At 67.0% G+C, this 17480-nt stretch carries 17 protein-coding genes; 11 read left to right on the top strand and 6 right to left on the bottom strand.

Going from position 1 to position 17480, the window contains the following annotated elements; translation table 11 throughout:
- Positions 1-2 precede the first annotated feature (2 nt).
- Positions 3-923: a LysR family transcriptional regulator gene (locus TVH25_RS04445; protein WP_169622940.1), complete on the bottom strand. Its 921-nt coding sequence runs from the start codon at positions 921-923 to the stop codon at positions 3-5.
- Between the two features lie 155 nt (positions 924-1078).
- On the opposite strand from TVH25_RS04445, the gene TVH25_RS04450 reads away from it, so the two are divergent.
- The 8 genes from TVH25_RS04450 (at position 1079) to TVH25_RS04485 (ending at position 10324) form a co-directional block, all read left to right on the top strand.
- The gene (locus TVH25_RS04450) at positions 1079-2419 is read left to right on the top strand and encodes an NAD(P)/FAD-dependent oxidoreductase (protein ID WP_169622964.1); all 1341 of its coding nucleotides are present in this window, start codon (positions 1079-1081) and stop codon (positions 2417-2419) included.
- A gap of 287 nt (positions 2420-2706) precedes the next feature.
- Positions 2707-3105 carry a holo-ACP synthase gene (locus TVH25_RS04455; RefSeq protein WP_169622965.1) on the top strand — a complete coding sequence of 133 codons (399 nt, stop codon included), beginning with the start codon at positions 2707-2709 and terminating at the stop codon, positions 3103-3105.
- Complete coding sequence (locus tag TVH25_RS04460; protein ID WP_169622941.1) at positions 3102-3344, top strand: acyl carrier protein; 243 nt, start codon at positions 3102-3104, stop codon at positions 3342-3344. Before TVH25_RS04455 ends, TVH25_RS04460 begins: the two co-directional genes overlap by 4 nt.
- Complete coding sequence (locus tag TVH25_RS04465) at positions 3341-4540, top strand: acyl-CoA dehydrogenase family protein (protein WP_422423449.1); 1200 nt, start codon at positions 3341-3343, stop codon at positions 4538-4540. The genes TVH25_RS04460 and TVH25_RS04465 overlap by 4 nt, the downstream gene beginning before the upstream one ends.
- Entirely contained in the window at positions 4537-5478 is a 942-nt protein-coding gene (locus TVH25_RS04470; RefSeq protein ID WP_169622943.1) for an amino acid--[acyl-carrier-protein] ligase, read from the top strand. Before TVH25_RS04465 ends, TVH25_RS04470 begins: the two co-directional genes overlap by 4 nt.
- Entirely contained in the window at positions 5475-6434 is a 960-nt protein-coding gene (locus tag TVH25_RS04475) for a DUF1839 family protein (RefSeq protein ID WP_296550384.1), read from the top strand. The genes TVH25_RS04470 and TVH25_RS04475 overlap by 4 nt, the downstream gene beginning before the upstream one ends.
- 15 nt (positions 6435-6449) lie before the next feature.
- On the top strand, positions 6450-8918 hold the full coding sequence (locus TVH25_RS04480) for a glycosyl hydrolase 2 galactose-binding domain-containing protein (protein ID WP_422423450.1): 2469 nt from the start codon (positions 6450-6452) through the stop codon (positions 8916-8918).
- A 368-nt stretch (positions 8919-9286) separates the two neighbouring features.
- Positions 9287-10324 (top strand): NADP-dependent oxidoreductase, encoded by a 1038-nt coding sequence (locus TVH25_RS04485; protein ID WP_169652866.1) that lies wholly within the window; start codon positions 9287-9289, stop codon positions 10322-10324.
- A 6-nt stretch (positions 10325-10330) separates the two neighbouring features.
- Here the strand turns inward: TVH25_RS04485 and TVH25_RS04490 are convergent, their stop codons facing one another.
- From TVH25_RS04490 to TVH25_RS04505, 4 genes are read right to left on the bottom strand one after another with little or no spacing between them, the layout of a single operon-like run.
- Positions 10331-10747, bottom strand: a complete 417-nt coding sequence (locus TVH25_RS04490) for a DoxX family protein (protein WP_169622947.1) — start codon at positions 10745-10747, stop codon at positions 10331-10333.
- 39 nt (positions 10748-10786) lie between these two features.
- A complete protein-coding gene (locus TVH25_RS04495; protein WP_422423452.1) occupies positions 10787-11998 on the bottom strand; it encodes an acetyl-CoA C-acetyltransferase in 1212 nt (403 codons plus the stop codon).
- Positions 11999-12018: 20 nt separating this feature from the next.
- Complete coding sequence (locus TVH25_RS04500) at positions 12019-12828, bottom strand: IclR family transcriptional regulator (RefSeq protein ID WP_296550387.1); 810 nt, start codon at positions 12826-12828, stop codon at positions 12019-12021.
- Positions 12825-12965: a hypothetical protein gene (locus TVH25_RS04505; protein WP_169622949.1), complete on the bottom strand. Its 141-nt coding sequence runs from the start codon at positions 12963-12965 to the stop codon at positions 12825-12827. Before TVH25_RS04505 ends, TVH25_RS04500 begins: the two co-directional genes overlap by 4 nt.
- A gap of 182 nt (positions 12966-13147) precedes the next feature.
- Between TVH25_RS04505 and TVH25_RS04510 the strand changes: the two genes are divergently transcribed.
- From TVH25_RS04510 to TVH25_RS04520, 3 genes are all read left to right on the top strand, one after another.
- On the top strand, positions 13148-13894 hold the full coding sequence (locus TVH25_RS04510; protein WP_169622950.1) for a CoA transferase subunit A: 747 nt from the start codon (positions 13148-13150) through the stop codon (positions 13892-13894).
- Positions 13891-14538, top strand: coding sequence for a CoA transferase subunit B (locus tag TVH25_RS04515; protein ID WP_169622951.1), 648 nt, complete (start codon positions 13891-13893; stop codon positions 14536-14538). Before TVH25_RS04510 ends, TVH25_RS04515 begins: the two co-directional genes overlap by 4 nt.
- A gap of 87 nt (positions 14539-14625) precedes the next feature.
- Complete coding sequence (locus tag TVH25_RS04520) at positions 14626-16164, top strand: FAD-binding protein (protein WP_422423453.1); 1539 nt, start codon at positions 14626-14628, stop codon at positions 16162-16164.
- Here the strand turns inward: TVH25_RS04520 and TVH25_RS04525 are convergent.
- On the bottom strand, positions 16153-17349 hold the full coding sequence (locus TVH25_RS04525) for an AI-2E family transporter (protein WP_296550389.1): 1197 nt from the start codon (positions 17347-17349) through the stop codon (positions 16153-16155). The two genes, TVH25_RS04520 and TVH25_RS04525, sit on opposite strands and share 12 nt — an antisense overlap.
- Positions 17350-17480: the final 131 nt, after the last annotated feature.

The raw sequence follows: 17480 nt of genomic DNA on the forward strand, positions 1-17480 counted from the left end.
CGTCAGCTCCCGGCACCGCGTGCGGCGGCCGGAGGGGTGGTCGTCGTGGGCACGATCGAGTGGGCCAGCGCCTGAACGAGAAATTCGAGTTCCGGTGTCGGTGTCGCCCCGCTTCGCAGGACACCGCACACCGGCACGCGCAGCCGGTGGTCGGTCTCGCGCATGAACTTCAGGCCCTTGTGCGGTGTCTCGGCGGCGGTGCCGGCGTAGAGGACCGTCCAGGCCCGTGGGTTGGTGATGACCTCGAGGGTGGCGGTGTGGTCGCTGGCGATCGGGGGACCGAGCCGGACGCGGCGACCGACCTCGACGAACGCGTCCTCGATCACGCGGTGCAGCAGAACCTGGTTGTTCCGGGGTGGCAGCAGCAACGGATAGTGCGCGAGTTCTCCGATGTCCACGGTGGAGAAGGCGGACAACGGGTGTCTCGTCGAGGTGACGATGACGAGATCTTCGATCCCGAGGCGAATCGCCTCGAGGCCGGGCCGGTCCACGTCGCCGCGGATCAGGGCGAGGTCGGCTTCGCCGGACGCGACAGCGTTGACCCGATCGGTGAAGTCCTTGATGACGAACTCGACGTCGAGGTTGGGGTGGCGCTCGCGTACGCGGGAGATGGCGTCGAGACTCTGCGACGCGAAACTCATGTTCGCCGTGATCCGGATACTTCCCCGCGGCTCGTGCCCGACTTCTAGCGCGCGGGCCTCGAGGCTCAGCACCTCGGCGGCGATGGGCATCAGCCGTACCCCCGCCGGGGTGAGCTTGACCGAGCGCGTCGAGCGCTCGAACAGCTTCGCGCCCACCTCCTGCTCGAGTTTCGCGATCTGGTGACTGATCGCCGACTGGGAGATGAAGCATCGTTCGGCTGCCCTCGAGAAGCTCGTCTCTTCTCCCACGGCGAGGAAGTACCGCAGTTGCCGGAAGTCCATCACGCCCCTACTTATGAGCAGAACAGATAACAGTTCCCCGAATATCCCAGGTTACTGGATATACGGAGGGTCGGAAACCTAGGTTGGACTAATACATGAACTCGAGTGGAGGTATCGCTGGCGTGGGTGGGACAGGAAAGGAAGAGGCGAACATCATCGACCGGACAGAGGTAGTCATCGTCGGTTCCGGCTTCGGAGCACTGGCGACGGCGAAGAAACTCGCGAAGGCAGGCAAGCCGTTCGTCCTCATCTCGGAGACCACCGAGCACCTGTTCCAGCCTCTGCTCTACCAGGTGGCGACGGGTGTCATCTCGCCCGGCGAGATCGCACCGTCCGTCCGCGCGATCCTCGCGAAGTACCCGCAGGCCGATGTGCGGCTGGGCAGGGTCGTCGACGTGGATCCGGATGCCGGCACCGTCACCTATGAAGCCGGCGGCACTCGGCACACCCTCGGGTACGACCACCTCGTCGCCGCGACCGGTGCCCGCCAGGCGTACTTCGGCCGCGATGAGTTCGCCGACCTGACGTACGCGCTCAAGACCGTCGACGATGCCGAGCGGCTGCGCCGCCAGATCGTCCGCTGCTTCGAGGAAGCGCACACGACCTCCGATCCGGAACATCGGAAGAATCTGCTCAGCTTCATCGTCGTCGGGGCAGGGCCCACCGGCGTCGAGCTCGCCGGCCAGATCAAGGAACTCGCACAGCGCTACTTCGCGGATGCGATCCACAACATCACCGCGGACGACGTCACCGTCACGCTCGTCGAAGGTGCAGACAAGGTGCTCCCGCCGTTCGGCGGCAAGCTGAGCGAGTACTCGAAGGAATCGCTCGAAAAAGCCGGCGTCGAGGTTGTGCTCAACACCCTCGTGACCGACATCGACGAGCACGGCGCGACCCTGTCCACGCCGACCACCGAGGCATCGCGTCGTCTCACCGCCGAGACGATCATCTGGTCCGCCGGCATCCAGGCCAACGACTTCGCCGCAGTGCTCGCCGAGCGCACGCGCTGCGAGACGGTCCGCGGAGGACGGCTCGTGGTCGACGCGGACTTCACGGTGGGCAGCGCCGACAACATCTACGCCATCGGCGACATGGTCACGCTCGACAACCTGCCGGCGCAGTCGCCGTTCGCCATGCAGGGCGGCCGGCACGTCGCCAAGATGATCCTGGGCAAGATCCCGGCCGGCACGCCCTTCAAGTACAAGGACAAGGGCAGCATGGCGATCATCAACCGCTTCCGCGCCATCACGCGGGTCGGGAAGGTCGAACTCACCGGCTTCATCGCGTGGGTGCTGTGGCTGGCCGTGCACCTCGTGTACCTCGTGGGCTTCCGTAATCGCTACATCGCGGTCATGTCGTGGTGCGGGTCCTTCCTGGGCCACCGCCGCCCGCACTTCTACTACGCGCAGGAACCCACGCCGGTCGCTGCTCCTCCGGAGCCGGTGTCCGCGTCGGCGGACGAGGCGGGCACAGAACCCGTGCGCGTGTCCGCGTAGGGACTCGCTCTTCAGGACCCCGGGCCGGGGGCCCGGCCGGGGGCCTGACTACTTGTGAACCGGGACACATGTGGGCGCGGCGGGATTGAGTTCGCGCACGCACAGCTCTAGAGTCACGTCGAATTGCGCAAAACGGGCGTCGGGGCTCGTTGGGGGGACATGTCGGAGCGCACAGATGCCGGGCGGAACCTGATGAATTCTTCCGAAGTGGCCGTGGCCGAACCTCTTCGCCCACTGTCTGTCTCCGCACGCCGGAGGAACCCGTGAATGCCGGCCCGGCCCCGACGATGACGCCTCGCATCGGTTGCGACGTGGTGACTGTCGCCGACGTAGCCCGGAGCATCGACCTCTTCGGGGATCGGTACCTGCGACGGGTCTTCACACCGCACGAGCTCTCGGTGTGCACCGGGGCAGGCCGCGTTCAGCGACTTGCCGCACGGTTCGCGGCGAAAGAAGCCGTGATGAAAGTGCTCCGCCCGCGCGACGACGCGATTCCGTGGCGCTCCATCGAAATACGCCGTGCGCCGTGGGGCGGATGTGCCGTGCACCTGGACGGTAACGCTGCCGCGCGCGCGTCGGATGAACAGTTGACCGATTTCCAGGTCTCGCTCTCCCACGAGCCCGACTACGCCTTCGCAACCGTGGCCGCGACCCGCACAGCAGTGACAGAAAGAGAACAGGCATGACTGAACAGGCAATCCGCAAGGTGCTCGGAGAGCACGCCAAGCTGTCGGTCGACGCCACAGAACTCGATCTCACTGCGGATCTCTACGAACTGGGACTGACCTCGCACGCGAGCGTCAACGTGATGCTCGCTCTCGAAGACGCATTCGACATCGAGTTTCCCGACGAACTCCTGCGTAAGAGCACCTTTGCGAGCGTCGGTTCCATCCGCTCCGCCCTGACCGAACTGGGTGTCGGGTGAGCGTCGTCGACGCTGCGTTCGGCAGTGCGCCCACACAGTTGTCGTTGCGAGAGCGAGCCGAGATCGTCGGCCGCGACATCGCTGCGGTGTGGGCGGACGAAGTCGATCGCGAAGCCCGGTTCCCTCGTGAGGCCGTCGACGCGCTGCGCGCCCACAAACTGCTCACGTGTGCCGTTCCGGCGGCGCAGGGCGGCGAGGACGCATCGCTGAGCGACCTGTGCGAGATCGCGCGCATCCTGGGCCGTTACTGCGCTTCCACCGCGATGATCTTCGCGATGCACCAGACGCAGATCCTCTCGCTCGTGCGGCATTCGACGCCGGGTGTGGCCGCGTTCGTCGCCGACGCCGCACAGCACGACTACCTCATCGCGTCGGCGACGACCGAACTCGGCACGGGCGGCGACGTGCGCAGTAGCCTCTGCGCAGTCGAGCGCGTCGACGATTCCGTGTCCGTCGTCAAGAACGCCCCGGTCATCTCGTACGGCGAGTACGCCGACGCGGTCCTGGTGACGGCACGCCGTACCACCGACAGCCCGCCGAGCGACCAGGTTCTCGTCGTGTGCCCCCGTGACGGCGTGACTCTCGAGCCGACCGGACCGTGGAACACCCTGGGGTTGCGTGGCACCTGCAGTCCCGGATTCGTCTTGTCCGCAAAGACTTCCGCGGATCTGATAGTGGGTGCGCCGTACTCCGAGATCTCGTCACGGACCATGCTGCCCGTGTCTCACAGCGTGTGGTCGGCCGTGTGGCTGGGAATCGCCGATGCGGCCATGGAGAAGGCCCGCGCGTACGTGCGGTCGGCGGCCCGCAAGCAGCCCGGCGTCACTCCGCCCGGTGCGCTGCGTCTCGCGGAGGCGGCCGCCGCTCACCAGCAGTTCGCCGATCTCGTCTTCTCGGCCGCGGGACGTTTCGACCGGACCACGGCTGCGGAAGCAGGTTCGGCGGAGGCCGAATCGCTGACGGGGATGGGGTTCTCGCTGGCGATGAACAATCTCAAGGTCAGTGCCTCCACCGCCGTCGTCGACCTCGTGAACCGGTCGATGCTGATCTGCGGAATCGCGGGCTACCGGGAAGAGGGCCCCTATTCGCTCGGCAGGCACCTGCGTGACGCGCACGGTGCCGCGGTGATGGTCAACAACGACCGCATCATGAACAACTCTGCCCAGATGTCGATCGCATACCGAGGGACGATATGACCAGCACGGCCGTCGGGGACCGCACGGAACTCGAACGGGCACGGCTGGACTTCCAGCAGCAGTTGCTCGCCGCGGGACTGCTCGTCGACACCGCGGTTCCCGGGCTCTACGGCCGCTCCGGCGAATTCGAAGACATCGTCGACGGAATCGACCGGGTCGTGGTCGCGGCCGGCCCGGGCGCGGCGGCGACCCGCCTGCGCTTCCCTCCGGTCTTCCCGCGCACCAGTTTCGAGCGAACCGACTACATCGCCTCGTTCCCGCACCTGACCGGTGCCGTGACGACGTTCGCCGGGACCAACGCCGAACACGCCGAGTTGCTCGCTGCCCGCGCGCGGGGCGAAGCGTGGGATGCCTGGCTCGAACCGGCCGATACCGTCCTGGTCTCGGCGGCATGCCACCCCGCCTACGCGAAGTACAGCGGAACCCTGCGTGAGGGCGGCGAACTGCTCGATGTGTACGGCTACTGTTTCCGGCACGAACCGGCAATCGATCCGGCACGCATGCAGGCGTTCCGCATGCACGAATTCGTGCGTCTGGGCACCGCCGACGACGCCGCGCAGCACCGCGACACCTGGATCGGGCGCGGACTCGAGGTACTGGACTCGCTCGGCCTCGACGCCACCGCGGTGCCGGCCAACGACCCGTTCTTCGGCCGGGCCGGACGCATGCTCGCGGCGAATCAGCGCCACGAGAACCTCAAAACGGAGTTGACGGTGCGGCTCTACGGAGACCTCGACGACGGCACCGCCGTGGTGTCGTGCAACTGCCACCGCGATCACTTCGGGGACACCTTCGGCATCGTCACGCCGGACGGCGAAGTCGCACACAGTGCGTGCGTAGGTTTCGGAATGGAGCGCATCGCGCTGGCGATGCTGCGCACGCACGGCCTTGCCGTCGGCAACTGGCCGGACTCGGTGCGCAACAGGATGTTTCCGTGACCCGACGGCTCATCGACGTCCAGGTCGAGGACTACGTTCCGCATGCGATCCACGGCGCAGACCGGGTGTGGACCGAAACCAACTGCTACGTCGACCTCTGGGTCGAAGTGCTGCACTCGCTCGGACTCGACCCCGTACCGGCCGCGGCGTGTGCCTTCTCCGCGCGCTTCGACGGCAGCCAGTGGACGTTTCTGAAGTTCAAGCCCGAGGACCTGTTCTCCCTGTACGGCATCGAGGTCGCGGAGATGAACGTGTGGCGCCGGCCTATCGAACATCTCGAAGCGAACGCGGATGCAGGTCTGCTGTCGACTGTCGAGGTCGACGCCTTCTGGCTGCCCGACACGGATGGAACCGGTTACCGCCGAGAGCATTCGAAGACGACCATCGTGCCGAACCTCATCGACCGTGAAGCGGAAGTTCTCGAGTACTTCCACAACAGCGGCTACCATCGGCTCGCCGCAGACGACTTCCGCGGTGTGTTCGGGCTCGACGATCCGATTTCCACCTGGCCGCCCTACATCGAGCAGGTGCGGCTCGGTGTCTCGCTTCCGGAATGCGACGCCTTCGACGCTGTCGTGCGCCGCCACCTCCGCCATCGGTCCGTTGCCAACCCGGTGCGCGCGCTCGCCGAGCGCGTCCTCGACGACGTCGACCAGTTGAGCTCGGGCGGGATGGAACTGTTCCACCGGTGGACCTTCGGTGTGCTGCGTCAGTGCGGGGCGAGCGCCGAACTCGCAGCCGACATATGTGAATACATGGAGGACCACGGCTATCCGGGCACAGCAACCGCCGCGCCGGGATTCCGGTCGGTCTCCGAGGGAGCGAAGAGCGTGCAGTTCCGCATGGCCCGTGCCGCCCGCGGACGGACTGTCGATCCCGCCGAACAACTCGGCCTGATGGCGGATGCCTGGGATGCCTCGATCACGACGGCCGCGCGCGCTGCCGGATCTCGCTAGGAACAGCACTCGAGCATGGATCTCCTTGCCCAAGCTCAGTGGGTATGCACCGCTGTGGAGCCAGGTTCCGTCGGCCACCCCGACGAACTCGACGCGCTCGACCAGTGGCTACCGGTATCCGTCCCGGGCACCGCGGCGGGAGCCATCCGCGACGCGAACGGGGTGGACGCGGCACGACAGGCGCAGACCGACGCGAGCGACTGGTGGTTCGTCACCGACGTGCCCGCGCGCGGACGCGGGCCGTGGCGCCTGTCCTTCGACGGCCTCGCCACCCAGGCAGAGATCTGGGTGGGATCGCAGCGTGTCGCGGTATCGGAGTCGATGTTCGTCCCGCTCGTCGTGGTCCTCGACGAACTGCCTCGCTCGGCTCGAATCGCCCTCCGCTTCCCGTCTCTCGACGCGGCATTGAAGACACGGCGGCCCCGTGGCCGGTGGCGCTCGTCGTTGATCTCCGCCCAGGGTCTTCGCTGGTTCCGCACGACACTCCTCGGCCGCGCACCCGTATTCGGTGGGGTGCCCGCTCCGGTCGGGCCCTGGCGGCCGGTCCGACTCCTCGACGGCGCCGACCCCGTGACAATCTCTCGTCGCGTCCACACGCATCTGGACGGGAGCGACGGCGTGGTGGAGATCGAAGTCGTGCTCGCCGGACCCGCCGTGACATCGGCCCTCGTCACGGTGGGTGAGCAGGAAGCCCGCGCGGAAATCGTCTCCCGGCAGGACGGTTCGCAACTCGTTCGTGCTCGCGTCGTGGTACCGAAGGCACGCTTGTGGTGGCCGCATACCCACGGGCAACCGGCCGGGTACAGCGTCGACCTGCACCTCGACGGGAAGCCCCTGCACCTCGGGTCGGCAGGCTTCCGCTCCGTTACGGCAAACTACGACGAGGACGGATTCGCGCTGCAGGTCAACGGAATCGACGTGTTCTGTCGCGGCATCGTGTGGACACCCACCGATCCGATCGGGCTGAACGCACCGCAGGAGACACGGCGAGTGCTCGAGCGGTGCGTCGATGCCGGCATCAACATGATCCGGATCCCCGGGACCACGGTGTACGAACGCGACGACTTCTATTCGGACTGTGCAGAACTGGGAATCATGGTGTGGCAGGACGTCATGCTGGCCACGACCGACCCGCCCGACGACGCGGGGTTCCGCACGTTGCTCGAGGAAGAGTTGCGGTCGTTCGCGCTGAGGCACTCGGGCAACCCCGCGCTCGTCGTGCTGTGCGGTGGGAGCGAAACGGAGCAGCAACCGGCCATGCTCGGAGTGCAGCGCCCTGTCATCCGCGCCATCGACGACGTGCTTCCGGCGATCGCGGACGCGGTCGCTCCGGGAGTCGTCTGGGTGTCGTCGTCACCCTCCGCGCCTCCGGGCTCGGACGCACTGCCGATCGATGTGAGTTCCGGTGTGGCGCATTATTTCGGGGTCGGAGGTTATCGTCGGCCACTCTCCGATGTGCGTGCGGCAGGCGTGCGGTTCGCCGCCGAATCTCTCGCCTTCTCGATTCCTCCCGGAAACGACGCTGTCGAGGCGGCATTCGGCAGTGTGGCCGTCGCGGGTCACCACCCGGCGTGGAAGGCCGCAGTTCCGCGCGACAACGGGGCGTCGTGGGACTTCGAGGATGTGCGGGATCACTACGTGCGCAGTGTATTCGGCGCCGATCCCGCAGCCGAGCGTTGGTCCGACCCCGAACGCTACCTCGATCTCGGACGTGCCGCCGTATGCGAAGCCTTCACCGAAGTCCTCCAGCACTGGCGTCGGCCGGACTCCGGTTGCCGGGGCGCTCTGGTGCTGGCGGCCCGGGATCTGGAACCGGGTGCCGGATGGGGTGTCCTCGACCATGCAGGTGTCCCGAAAGCTCCGTGGTTCGTCCTGCGCCGCGTGTTCGCGCCTGTCACAGCCCTTCTCGTCGACGACGGGCTGGACGGGTTACGGGTCCTGGTGTTCAACGACACCGACCGTCCGCTCGCCGCCACTCTGCACCTCCGTTCCCACACCGCCGCGGGTGTCGTCTCGACCGACATCACAGTGCCGCTGACACTCGCTGCCCACGACGCGCACATTCTGTCGTGGAACGTAGTCACCGGAGGTTTCGCGGACGTGAACCACGCATATCGTTTCGGGACAAAAGCATTCGATGCTGCCTCCGTCCGGTTGGTCGACGCGTCCGGCGTCGTGCTCGCCGAGAATGTCCATCTCATCGGGGGCGCCGCCCGTCCCGTCGAGCGCAGCATCGGCCTGAGGGCGACCGTGCACCGATCCGCGAACGGGTGGTCGGTCACGGTGGACACCGACGGCGCTGCTCAATACGTGCGGCTGAACGTGGCCGGGTTCGACGCAACCGATTCGTGGTTTCATCTGCCCCCCGGTGGTTCTCGCACGGTTCCCCTGCGACCGGCCGGTCTCGCGGATCGGCCGACAGGCCGAGTGGCAGCACTCAATTCGGCGGTGACCGCTCCCATACGCGCAGGTGACGGCAGGTAGGTGCTCGTCCGGGGCGGTGGCACCGGAGGCGACACGAGAACGCCGCGGAAACCCGCGCGTGCGTTGCGCCCGTCGAAGGGGTATATGTATTCGCAAGGGGGGTCGCACACCCGTCGAGTCGATGCGCGACGGTGTTCGGTAGCGCCTTCCTCCCCGTTTCCGAGAGGAGTCGAAGTGTCTATTCGATCCACATCCAACATGTCGCCGGTGCGTAGGGAGCAGCCCAGGCCTGCCCGGCGGGTCGAACAGGATGGGCCCTCGTTCACCGAGGTCGTCCACTCCCGGTTGTTCTCCAACTATGTGCCGCCCCGAGGAGAAGCGCACCGGATCGTCTGAGGCCGCCGGGCGATGTGCGGCACACTGGAGTGATGAGTGCATCCACGTCAGCCCAGAGCACCCGCATCGTTCTCGCCTCGCGCCCGGACGCCACACCCACCACCGACAACTTTCGCACCGAGGTCGTGGACCTGCCGGAGGTCGGCGAGGGACAGCTCCTCGTGCGGGTCGTCTATCTGTCGCTCGATCCGTATATGCGGGGACGGATGAGTACTGCCAAGTCGTACGCCCCGCCCGTCGAACTCGGTGACGTCATGGTGGCGGGCACCGTCTGTCAGGTCGTCGAGTCCCGCGCCGCCGACATTGCCGCCGGCGACTATGTGCTGGCGGGCGCCGGATGGCAGTCGCACGCGGTGGTCGACGCCGGGGCAGTGCGGAAGCTCGATCCGGCGGCGGCCCCGATCTCGACCGCGGTCGGTGTGCTCGGGATGCCCGGATTCACAGCGTATTCCGGACTGCTGAAGATCGGGCAGCCGAAGCCCGGGGAGACGGTGGCGGTGGCGGCCGCCACGGGCCCGGTGGGATCGGCGGTGGGTCAGATCGCGAAGCTGAAGGGCGCGAGGGCAGTAGGTATCGCGGGTGGCCCCGAGAAGTGCCGCGCACTGACCGAAGAATTCGGGTTCGACGTCGCCTTGGATCATCGCGATCCCGACTTCGCGCAGAAGCTGAAGGACGCCGTCCCCGAGGGTATCGACGTGTATTTCGAGAACGTCGGCGGCGCGGTGCAGGACGCGGTGTGGCCGTTGCTCAACACCTACGCCCGAATCCCGGTGTGTGGACTGGTCGCGCAGTACAACGGCGCTGTCGAGGAGCGGGCAGACCGCCTGCCGAGGTTCTTCTCGTCGGTGCTGACCAAGAGCCTGACGATCCGGGGCTTCATCCAGACCGAGTTCGTCAAGGAGATGTACGGCGACTTCCTGCGCGATGCCTCGGCCTGGGTTCGCGACGGATCGTTGAAGTACCGGGAGGACATCGTCGACGGCCTGGAGAACGCACCGGCGGCGTTCATCGGGATGCTCGAGGGAAAGAACTTCGGAAAGATGCTGGTGCGCGTGGCACCCGAAGAGTAAGCGGGGTCAGCGGCGCGGCGTGCCGGTGCTCCAGAGCGCCCAGAGGATGAGCACCGGCTGGAAGAACAGCCTCACCAGGCGCTTCCGGTCGGTGTCGAGCCCGAACGCGCTGCGCCGCCCGCGGTACTGCGCAAGATTTCCCGGAAAGACCGCCGCGAAGAACAAGGCGGCGATCCGGCCCACCCGGACCCGGTCGCGACCGAGGACGGCCAGCCCCGCGCCGAGCATGATCTCCACTCCTCCGGACGCCATGACCACCCCGTCCTTGTCCATGGGCACCCAGTCGGGCACCTGGGCCTGGAAGTCCTTACGGCCCCAGAACAGGTGACTCAGACCCGCGAAGACCAGTGCGGCGGCGAGCAGGAGTCGCGCGGCCGTACGGGGGCGTGTGGTGGGCGGTGTGTCCGTCCGAAGATCACTCATGCCCCGATGCTACGGAGCGCGACCGCGCTCGTGGCCGGATCAACCGATGCGTTCGAAGACCGCTGCGAGTCCCTGCCCGCCTCCGATACACATCGTTTCCAGGCCGTAGCGGCCCTCCCGCCGGTCGAGTTCGCGCAGCAGGGTGGCCAGGATACGAGCGCCCGTCGCCCCGACCGGATGGCCGAGCGAAATACCCGATCCGTGCGGGTTCAGCCGCGGATCGTCCGGCTCGAGCCCCCACACGCGCATGACCGCCAGCGCCTGTGCGGCGAAGGCTTCGTTGAGCTCGATGACGTCCATGTCGGCGAGCGTCAGGCCGAGGCGGCCGAGCGCCTTCTCCGTGGCAGGGACCGGGCCGATTCCCATCGTCCGTGGCGGGACACCTGCGACGGCCCAGCTGGCGAGCCGCGCGAGCGGACGCAATCCGAGCTTCGATGCCTTCTCCGCGGTGGTGACCACCGCGAGCGCGGCACCGTCGTTCTGGCCGCTGGCATTACCGGCGGTCACCGTGGCATCCGGATCTATCCTGCCGCGGATCGGGCGCAGCTTCGCGAGTCCCTCGAGGGTCGTGTCCGCGCGCGGATGCTCGTCGGTGTCGACGGTGATCGGATCGCCCTTGCGCTGGGGAACGCGCACCGGGACGATCTCCTCCGCGAAGATTCCGTTCTTCTGTGCGGCAACCGCGCGGTGGTGCGACTGCACGGCAAGCGCGTCCTGGTCCTCGCGACTGAGAGAGAATTCGGCGCGCAGGTTCTCGGCGGTCTCGATCATGCCGCCGGGCACGGGGAAATCGCGACCGCCGGCGGTCACGCGGGCACGCGCGAGCCGGTCGTTGAGGGCGACTGCCTCTCCCTTCACGCCCCAGCGCATTCCGGTCGCGTAGAACTCGGCCTGGCTCATCGACTCCGCGCCGCCCGCCAGGACGAGGTCGCTGCCGCCGGACTGCACCTGCATCACGGCCTGGAGCACCGCCTGGAGCCCGGAGCCGCAACGACGGTCGACCTGAAGGCCGGGAACATCGACACCCAGGCCGGAATTCAGCGCGGCGATACGGCCGATGGCAGGGTTCTCACCGCTGGGGGAGGCTTGGCCGAGAATCACGTCGTCCACGTCCGATCCCGTGATCCCGGTGCGAGCCACGAGTTCCCGGATCACGGTCGCGGCAAGGTCTTCGGGTGCGATGTCCTTCAGGACGCCACCGAATCGGCCGACCGGGGTGCGGAGGGGTTCACAGATCACTACGTCGTTCATGGGTTCCTCGGGGTGGTGTCTCAGTTGGTGCGGGTGCGGACGAGATCGTGGGAGATTGCTTCTGCGGTCGAGATCAGGGAGGGGACGAGAACGTCGTGGACGGTGTCGTCCGGGTATCGCCCGGCGTGGGTGGAGATGTTCATCGACGCCACCACCGCACCGGATTCGTCGCGGATGGGTGCGGCAAGGGAGCGCAGGCCCTCTTCCAGTTCTTGGTCGACGATCGCGTACCCGTCTCTGCGCACCTTCTCGATTTCGGTTCGCAGGTCGTCGACGGTGGTGAGCGTACGAGACGTCATCGGGGTGAGTTCGGCTCGCGTGAGGTACTTTTCGAGTTCGGAAGGCGACAAGCCCGCGAGGAGTACCCGTCCCATGGATGTCGCGTGTGCGGGAAACCTGGTTCCCAAGGTGATGGACACCGTCATGATGCGGCGGACGGGCACGCGCGCGATGTAGACGACGTCGTCGCCGTCGAGCACCGACACCGAGGTCGACTCGTGGACTTTCTCTGCAAGCATTTCGAGATGGGGCCGTGCGACATCCGGCAGGGACAGTGCCGACAGGTAGCTGTAGCCGAGTTCGAGCACGCGGGGTGTGAGCCAGAACTGTGAACCGTCGGTACGCACGTAGCCGAGTTCGACCAGTGTCAGCAGAAACCGGCGCGCGGTGGCGCGCGTGAGGCCGGTCGCCCGTGCAACGTCCGAGAGGGTCTGCCTGGGGTGGTCGGCCCCGAACGCTGTGATCACCGAGAGTCCACGCGCGAGCGATTGGACGTAATCGGTCGACGCGACGGAACCCTCGCGCGGGTCGTTCAGGTCCGAGGTGCTCACGAGGCGGCGCCTTTCGAGGAGGAGTCGAGGAACGACTGTCGCGCGGGAGATCCACCGCTGCGGATTTCTGTGCTGACGTGGACCGTCCTGCCGTGCTCTGTGCGCGCGATGTGCTCGACATGCAGCGGGACGGTCATCGGTGGTCTCCTGCGGGTCGCTGCGGGCAAGCGGGCCGGTTCAGCGTTCGCTATGTGGACGATCGAACGCTATGCGAACAGCGTAGATCCGCCGGAGCGCGCCTCGCAAGGCGCGCCGCGGAGAGTGTTCACAATGCGAACGCAGGTTCACATTACGCACAATCGGGTCTATTCTGGGATACATGGACAAAGTTGTTGCCTCAGCCGACGAGGCCGTAGCCGACATCCCCGACGGCGTGACCATCGCTGTGGGCGGGTTCGGCCTGGTCGGAATCCCCGAGATACTCATCACCGCGCTCCTGGAACAAGGCGCCACCGATCTCGAGACCGTGAGCAACAACTGCGGCACCGACGGGTTCGGTCTCGGGCTGCTCCTCGAGAAGGGCCGCATCCGGCGCACGATCTCGTCCTATGTCGGCTCCAACAAGGAGTTCGCCCGTCAGTACCTGTCCGGCGAACTCGAAGTGGAGTTGACGCCCCAGGGCACGCTCGCGGAACGGCTACGTGCCGGAGGCGCCGGAATCCCCGCATTCTTCACCCCGGCCGGTGTCGGTACCGCCGTCGAAGAGGGCGGCCTGCCGCTGCGCTACGACGGACACGGTCACATCGCCGCCGCGTCGGAGCCGAAGGAAACCCGCGAATTCGATGGGAAGACCTACGTACTCGAGCGCGGCATCACCGCTGATTACGCTCTCGTCCACGCGTGGAAGGGCGACCGCCACGGCAATCTGGTCTACCGCGCCAGCGCCCGAAACTTCAATCCGCCCGCCGCGGCCTCCGGCCGCATCACCATCGCGCAGGTCGAGCACCTCGTGGAGCCGGGCGAACTCGACCCCAACGAAATCCACACACCAGGCATCCACGTTCAGCGTGTGGTGCACGTCGGCCCGGTCGAGGTCGGCATCGAGAATCGGACGGTGCGAGCATGACCCAGGCAGATATCCGCAGGCTCACCCGTCAGGAGATGGCGGCCCGTGTGGCACGGGAACTGTCCGACGGTCAGTACGTCAATCTCGGTATCGGCATGCCCACGCTGGTGCCGAACTACCTCGATCCCGATATCGAGGTCATCCTGCACTCGGAGAACGGCGTGCTCGGCGTCGGCCCGTACCCGACCGAAGAAGAACTCGACCCGGAACTCATCAACGCCGGCAAGGAAACCATCACGGCTGTTCCCGGTGCGTCGTACTTCGACTCCGCGGCCTCCTTCGGAATGATCCGCGGCGGCCGGATCGACGTCGCGGTTCTCGGGGCCATGCAGGTCTCGGCGAAGGGTGACATCGCGAACTGGATGGTGCCCGGCGCGATGGTCAAGGGGATGGGCGGCGCGATGGACCTGGTCCACGGCGCCAAGCGCGTCATCGTCATGATGGAGCACGTCACCAAGAAGGGCGACCCGAAGATTCTCGAGGAGTGCACACTGCCCCTCACCGGGCGGCATTGCGTCCAGCGCATCATCACCGACATGGCCGTCATCGATGTCACCGACGCGGGTCTGGTGCTCGTCGACACCGCTCCCGGAGTGACCGTGGACGACGTGCTCGCCGCCACCGCCGCGCCTCTCGCCGTCTAGGGTCTCCCGCCCGGTGGGACACGACGCTCCCGCCCCCGCGTGCCGGACGGTTAGCATCTGCCGACGCCGGACCGACGGAGGAACGCAATGGTGGACTGGGCCGAGGAATGCGACGTACTCGTGGTCGGATCGGGAGCGGGCGGGTGCTGCGGCGCGTATACCGCTGCCCGGGAAGGTCTTTCGGTGATACTCATCGAGGCCTCCGAGCACTTCGGTGGGACCACTGCGTATTCCGGTGGCGGGGGAATGTGGTTCCCCACCAATGCCGTATTGCGGCGGGCGGGTGACACGGACACCCTCGACGACGCCCGTACCTATTTCCGTTCCGTGGTCGGAGACCGCACCCCCCGCGACCTGCAGGACACGTTCGTCACCAGTGGCGCGCCCCTCATCGACTACCTCGAAGCGGACGACAACTTCGAGTTCCAGGTGCTGCCGTGGCCCGATTACTTCGGCAAGGCACCCAACGCCAGCGCCACCGGCCGGCACATCTGCGCGGCGCCGCTGCGGGTGCGTGACGACCTCGAACTCAACGAATCCATCCGCGGCCCCCTCGGTCGCGAACGCGCCGGCGAGCGCCTCCGCAGCACCCTCATCGGAGGACGGGCGCTGGTCGGCCGTTTCCTCGTCGCCCTTCGGCAATACCCGAACGCCGACACCCGTCTCGACACCGCCCTCGAAGATCTCGTGGTCGAGAACGGTGGCGTGGTCGGAGCGATCGTCTCGCACGGAGGTGAGCGACGTGCCATCCGCGCACGGCGGGGTGTGGTCCTCGCTGCCGGTGGATTCGAGCGCAACGACGACATGCGGGCCGAATTCGGAGTCCCGGGCCACTCACGCGATTCGATGGGGCCGTGGTCCAACCTCGGCAAGGGGCACCGCGCGGGAATCGCGGCGGGCGCGGATGTCGATCTCATGGACGAGGCCTGGTGGTCGCCCGGACTGACCCACCCCGACGGCCGCTCGGCGTTCGCGCTCTGGTTTACCGGTGGAGTGTTCGTCGACGACCGCGGTGAGCGTTTCGTCAACGAATCCGCACCGTACGACCGGATCGGGCATGCCGCCCTCGCACATGCGGAGAGCGGAAAGCTGACCATGCCGTTCTGGATGATCTACGACGACAAAGACGGTCTCGCACCACCCGTCCAGGCCACCAACGTGCCGGTCGCGGAGACGGAGCAGTACGTCGAGGCCGGTCTGTGGAAGACCGCGGACACGCTCGAGGAACTCGCCGACATGATCGGTGTTCCCGCCGACGTGCTGGCCGCGACGGTCGAACGATTCAACGCCTTCGCGGCGGTCGGCGTCGACGAGGATTTCGGCAGGGGGGACGAACCCTACGATCGCGCGTTCTCGGGTGGCGAGTCGCCTCTCGTGCCGGTGGACACGCCGCCGTTCCACGCAGCGGCGTTCGGACTGTCCGATCTCGGTACCAAGGGAGGGTTGCGCACCGATACCTGTGCCCGTGTCCTCGACACCTCCGGAGCACCGATACCCGGACTGTATGCGGCCGGTAACACCATGGCGGCGGTCAGCGGAACCGTGTATCCCGGCGGCGGAAACCCCATCGGGGCGAGCATGGTGTTCGCGCACCTCGCGGCACGTGACCTGGCTTCACGCACCTGATCCTTCGTCCGGTGCCCGTGTGTCTCCGGCGTCTCCGATGTCCCGCTTCGCGTCCGGCGCATCGGGCCCGGGTGAACCGGCGATTTCGGGCACGAGTTCGTAACGCCGGCCGAACGTTTCGATCAGCGACTGGATCACCGCGATGACCGGCACCGAGACGAGCGCGCCGATGGCACCGAACAGTGACGCACCGATGATCACCGCACCGAAGGCCACGGCGGGATGGATGGCCACGGTGCGCGCGGTGACGCGCGGATGCAGCACGTAGTTCTCGATCTGCTGGTAGAGCGTGCCGAAAACCACGACCCACACGGCGTTGATCGGATGCGTCGTTGCCGCGATGATCGCGGGCAAGGCGATCGCCAGGTAGGTGCCCAGTGTCGGGACGAACTGGGAGACGACGCCCGTCCACAGGGCCAGGGGCAGCCAGTAGGGCACATCCAGCGCGACCAGGAACACCCCGGTCGCCACGGTGCTGAAGGCCGCGAGAATGAGGCGGGAGACGACGTAACCGCCGGCCTTGTCCACCGAGATCTCCCAGACGGTCGAAATCACTCGTTGCTGCTGAGCCGGAAACCAACTCGCCACCGTGCGCCGCAGGGCAGGGCCCTCCGCCGACATGTAGAACGCGAAGAGCAGCATCGTCAGCAACTGGAACACGACTTCGAAGAGCGAGGTCACCACACCGAGCACACCCGGGGTGAACCGGGCGGCGAGTTCGCGCACCGTGTCGGGCGTGATGCGGAGATCATCCGAATCGACCGAAAAGTTGGTGTCGAATGTGCGGTTCGCCCACTGGGTGACCGAGGACAACGCGTCCGGCAACGCGGTGACGAGCTGGGAGAGCTGCTCGGCGAGCAACGCGCCGAACAGCGACAGGAACCCGACCACCAGGAGGACCAGCCCGAACAGCACCAGTCCCGCTGCGGCCCCCCGTCGCATCCCGAAGCGTTCCATCCGGTCCACGACGGGCTCGACGGTGATGCTGAAGAGCCACGCGAGGAACAGCAGCCCGAGGAAGCCTTTGAGATTGTGGAACAGCCACCCGGACATCTGGTACGCGGCGATCGCGAACAGGACGTAGAGGATCACGGGGCGGAACCAGCGGGGAAGCCCGGAGCGCTCGACGCGCCGGGCACCACCCCGCGGCGCCCTCGTCGGTTCCGGGCTGTCTACGTCGTCCATGTCGCCCCCGCGGCCGCTACTGATGCAGGCACAGCGAATCTACCGTGGGGAAAGCAAAACCGGGCCCGGCCGGGGGGGGGGCCGGGCCGGGGGGGGGGGGGGGGCAGGGGTTGTAACCGGGGCCCCGGGGG

The sequence above is a fragment of the Rhodococcus sp. 7Tela_A2 genome (assembly GCF_049311045.1).
Taxonomy (GTDB): Bacteria; Actinomycetota; Actinomycetes; order Mycobacteriales; family Mycobacteriaceae; genus Rhodococcus.

What these genes read in the sequence shown, in the direction of transcription:
- TVH25_RS04470 (WP_169622943.1), top strand. Translation starts at nt 4,537, where the DNA reads ATGACCAGCACGGCCGTCGGGGACCGCACGGAACTCGAACGGGCACGG.
- TVH25_RS04505 (WP_169622949.1), bottom strand. Translation starts at nt 12,965, where the DNA reads ATGACCGTCCCGCTGCATGTCGAGCACATCGCGCGCACAGAGCACGGC.
- TVH25_RS04490 (WP_169622947.1), bottom strand. Translation starts at nt 10,747, where the DNA reads ATGAGTGATCTTCGGACGGACACACCGCCCACCACACGCCCCCGTACG.
- TVH25_RS04510 (WP_169622950.1), top strand. Translation starts at nt 13,148, where the DNA reads ATGGACAAAGTTGTTGCCTCAGCCGACGAGGCCGTAGCCGACATCCCC.
- TVH25_RS04445 (WP_169622940.1), bottom strand. Translation starts at nt 923, where the DNA reads ATGGACTTCCGGCAACTGCGGTACTTCCTCGCCGTGGGAGAAGAGACG.
- TVH25_RS04520 (WP_422423453.1), top strand. Translation starts at nt 14,626, where the DNA reads ATGGTGGACTGGGCCGAGGAATGCGACGTACTCGTGGTCGGATCGGGA.
- TVH25_RS04515 (WP_169622951.1), top strand. Translation starts at nt 13,891, where the DNA reads ATGACCCAGGCAGATATCCGCAGGCTCACCCGTCAGGAGATGGCGGCC.
- TVH25_RS04455 (WP_169622965.1), top strand. Translation starts at nt 2,707, where the DNA reads ATGACGCCTCGCATCGGTTGCGACGTGGTGACTGTCGCCGACGTAGCC.
- TVH25_RS04525 (WP_296550389.1), bottom strand. Translation starts at nt 17,349, where the DNA reads ATGGACGACGTAGACAGCCCGGAACCGACGAGGGCGCCGCGGGGTGGT.
- TVH25_RS04480 (WP_422423450.1), top strand. Translation starts at nt 6,450, where the DNA reads ATGGATCTCCTTGCCCAAGCTCAGTGGGTATGCACCGCTGTGGAGCCA.
- TVH25_RS04460 (WP_169622941.1), top strand. Translation starts at nt 3,102, where the DNA reads ATGACTGAACAGGCAATCCGCAAGGTGCTCGGAGAGCACGCCAAGCTG.
- TVH25_RS04485 (WP_169652866.1), top strand. Translation starts at nt 9,287, where the DNA reads ATGAGTGCATCCACGTCAGCCCAGAGCACCCGCATCGTTCTCGCCTCG.
- TVH25_RS04495 (WP_422423452.1), bottom strand. Translation starts at nt 11,998, where the DNA reads ATGAACGACGTAGTGATCTGTGAACCCCTCCGCACCCCGGTCGGCCGA.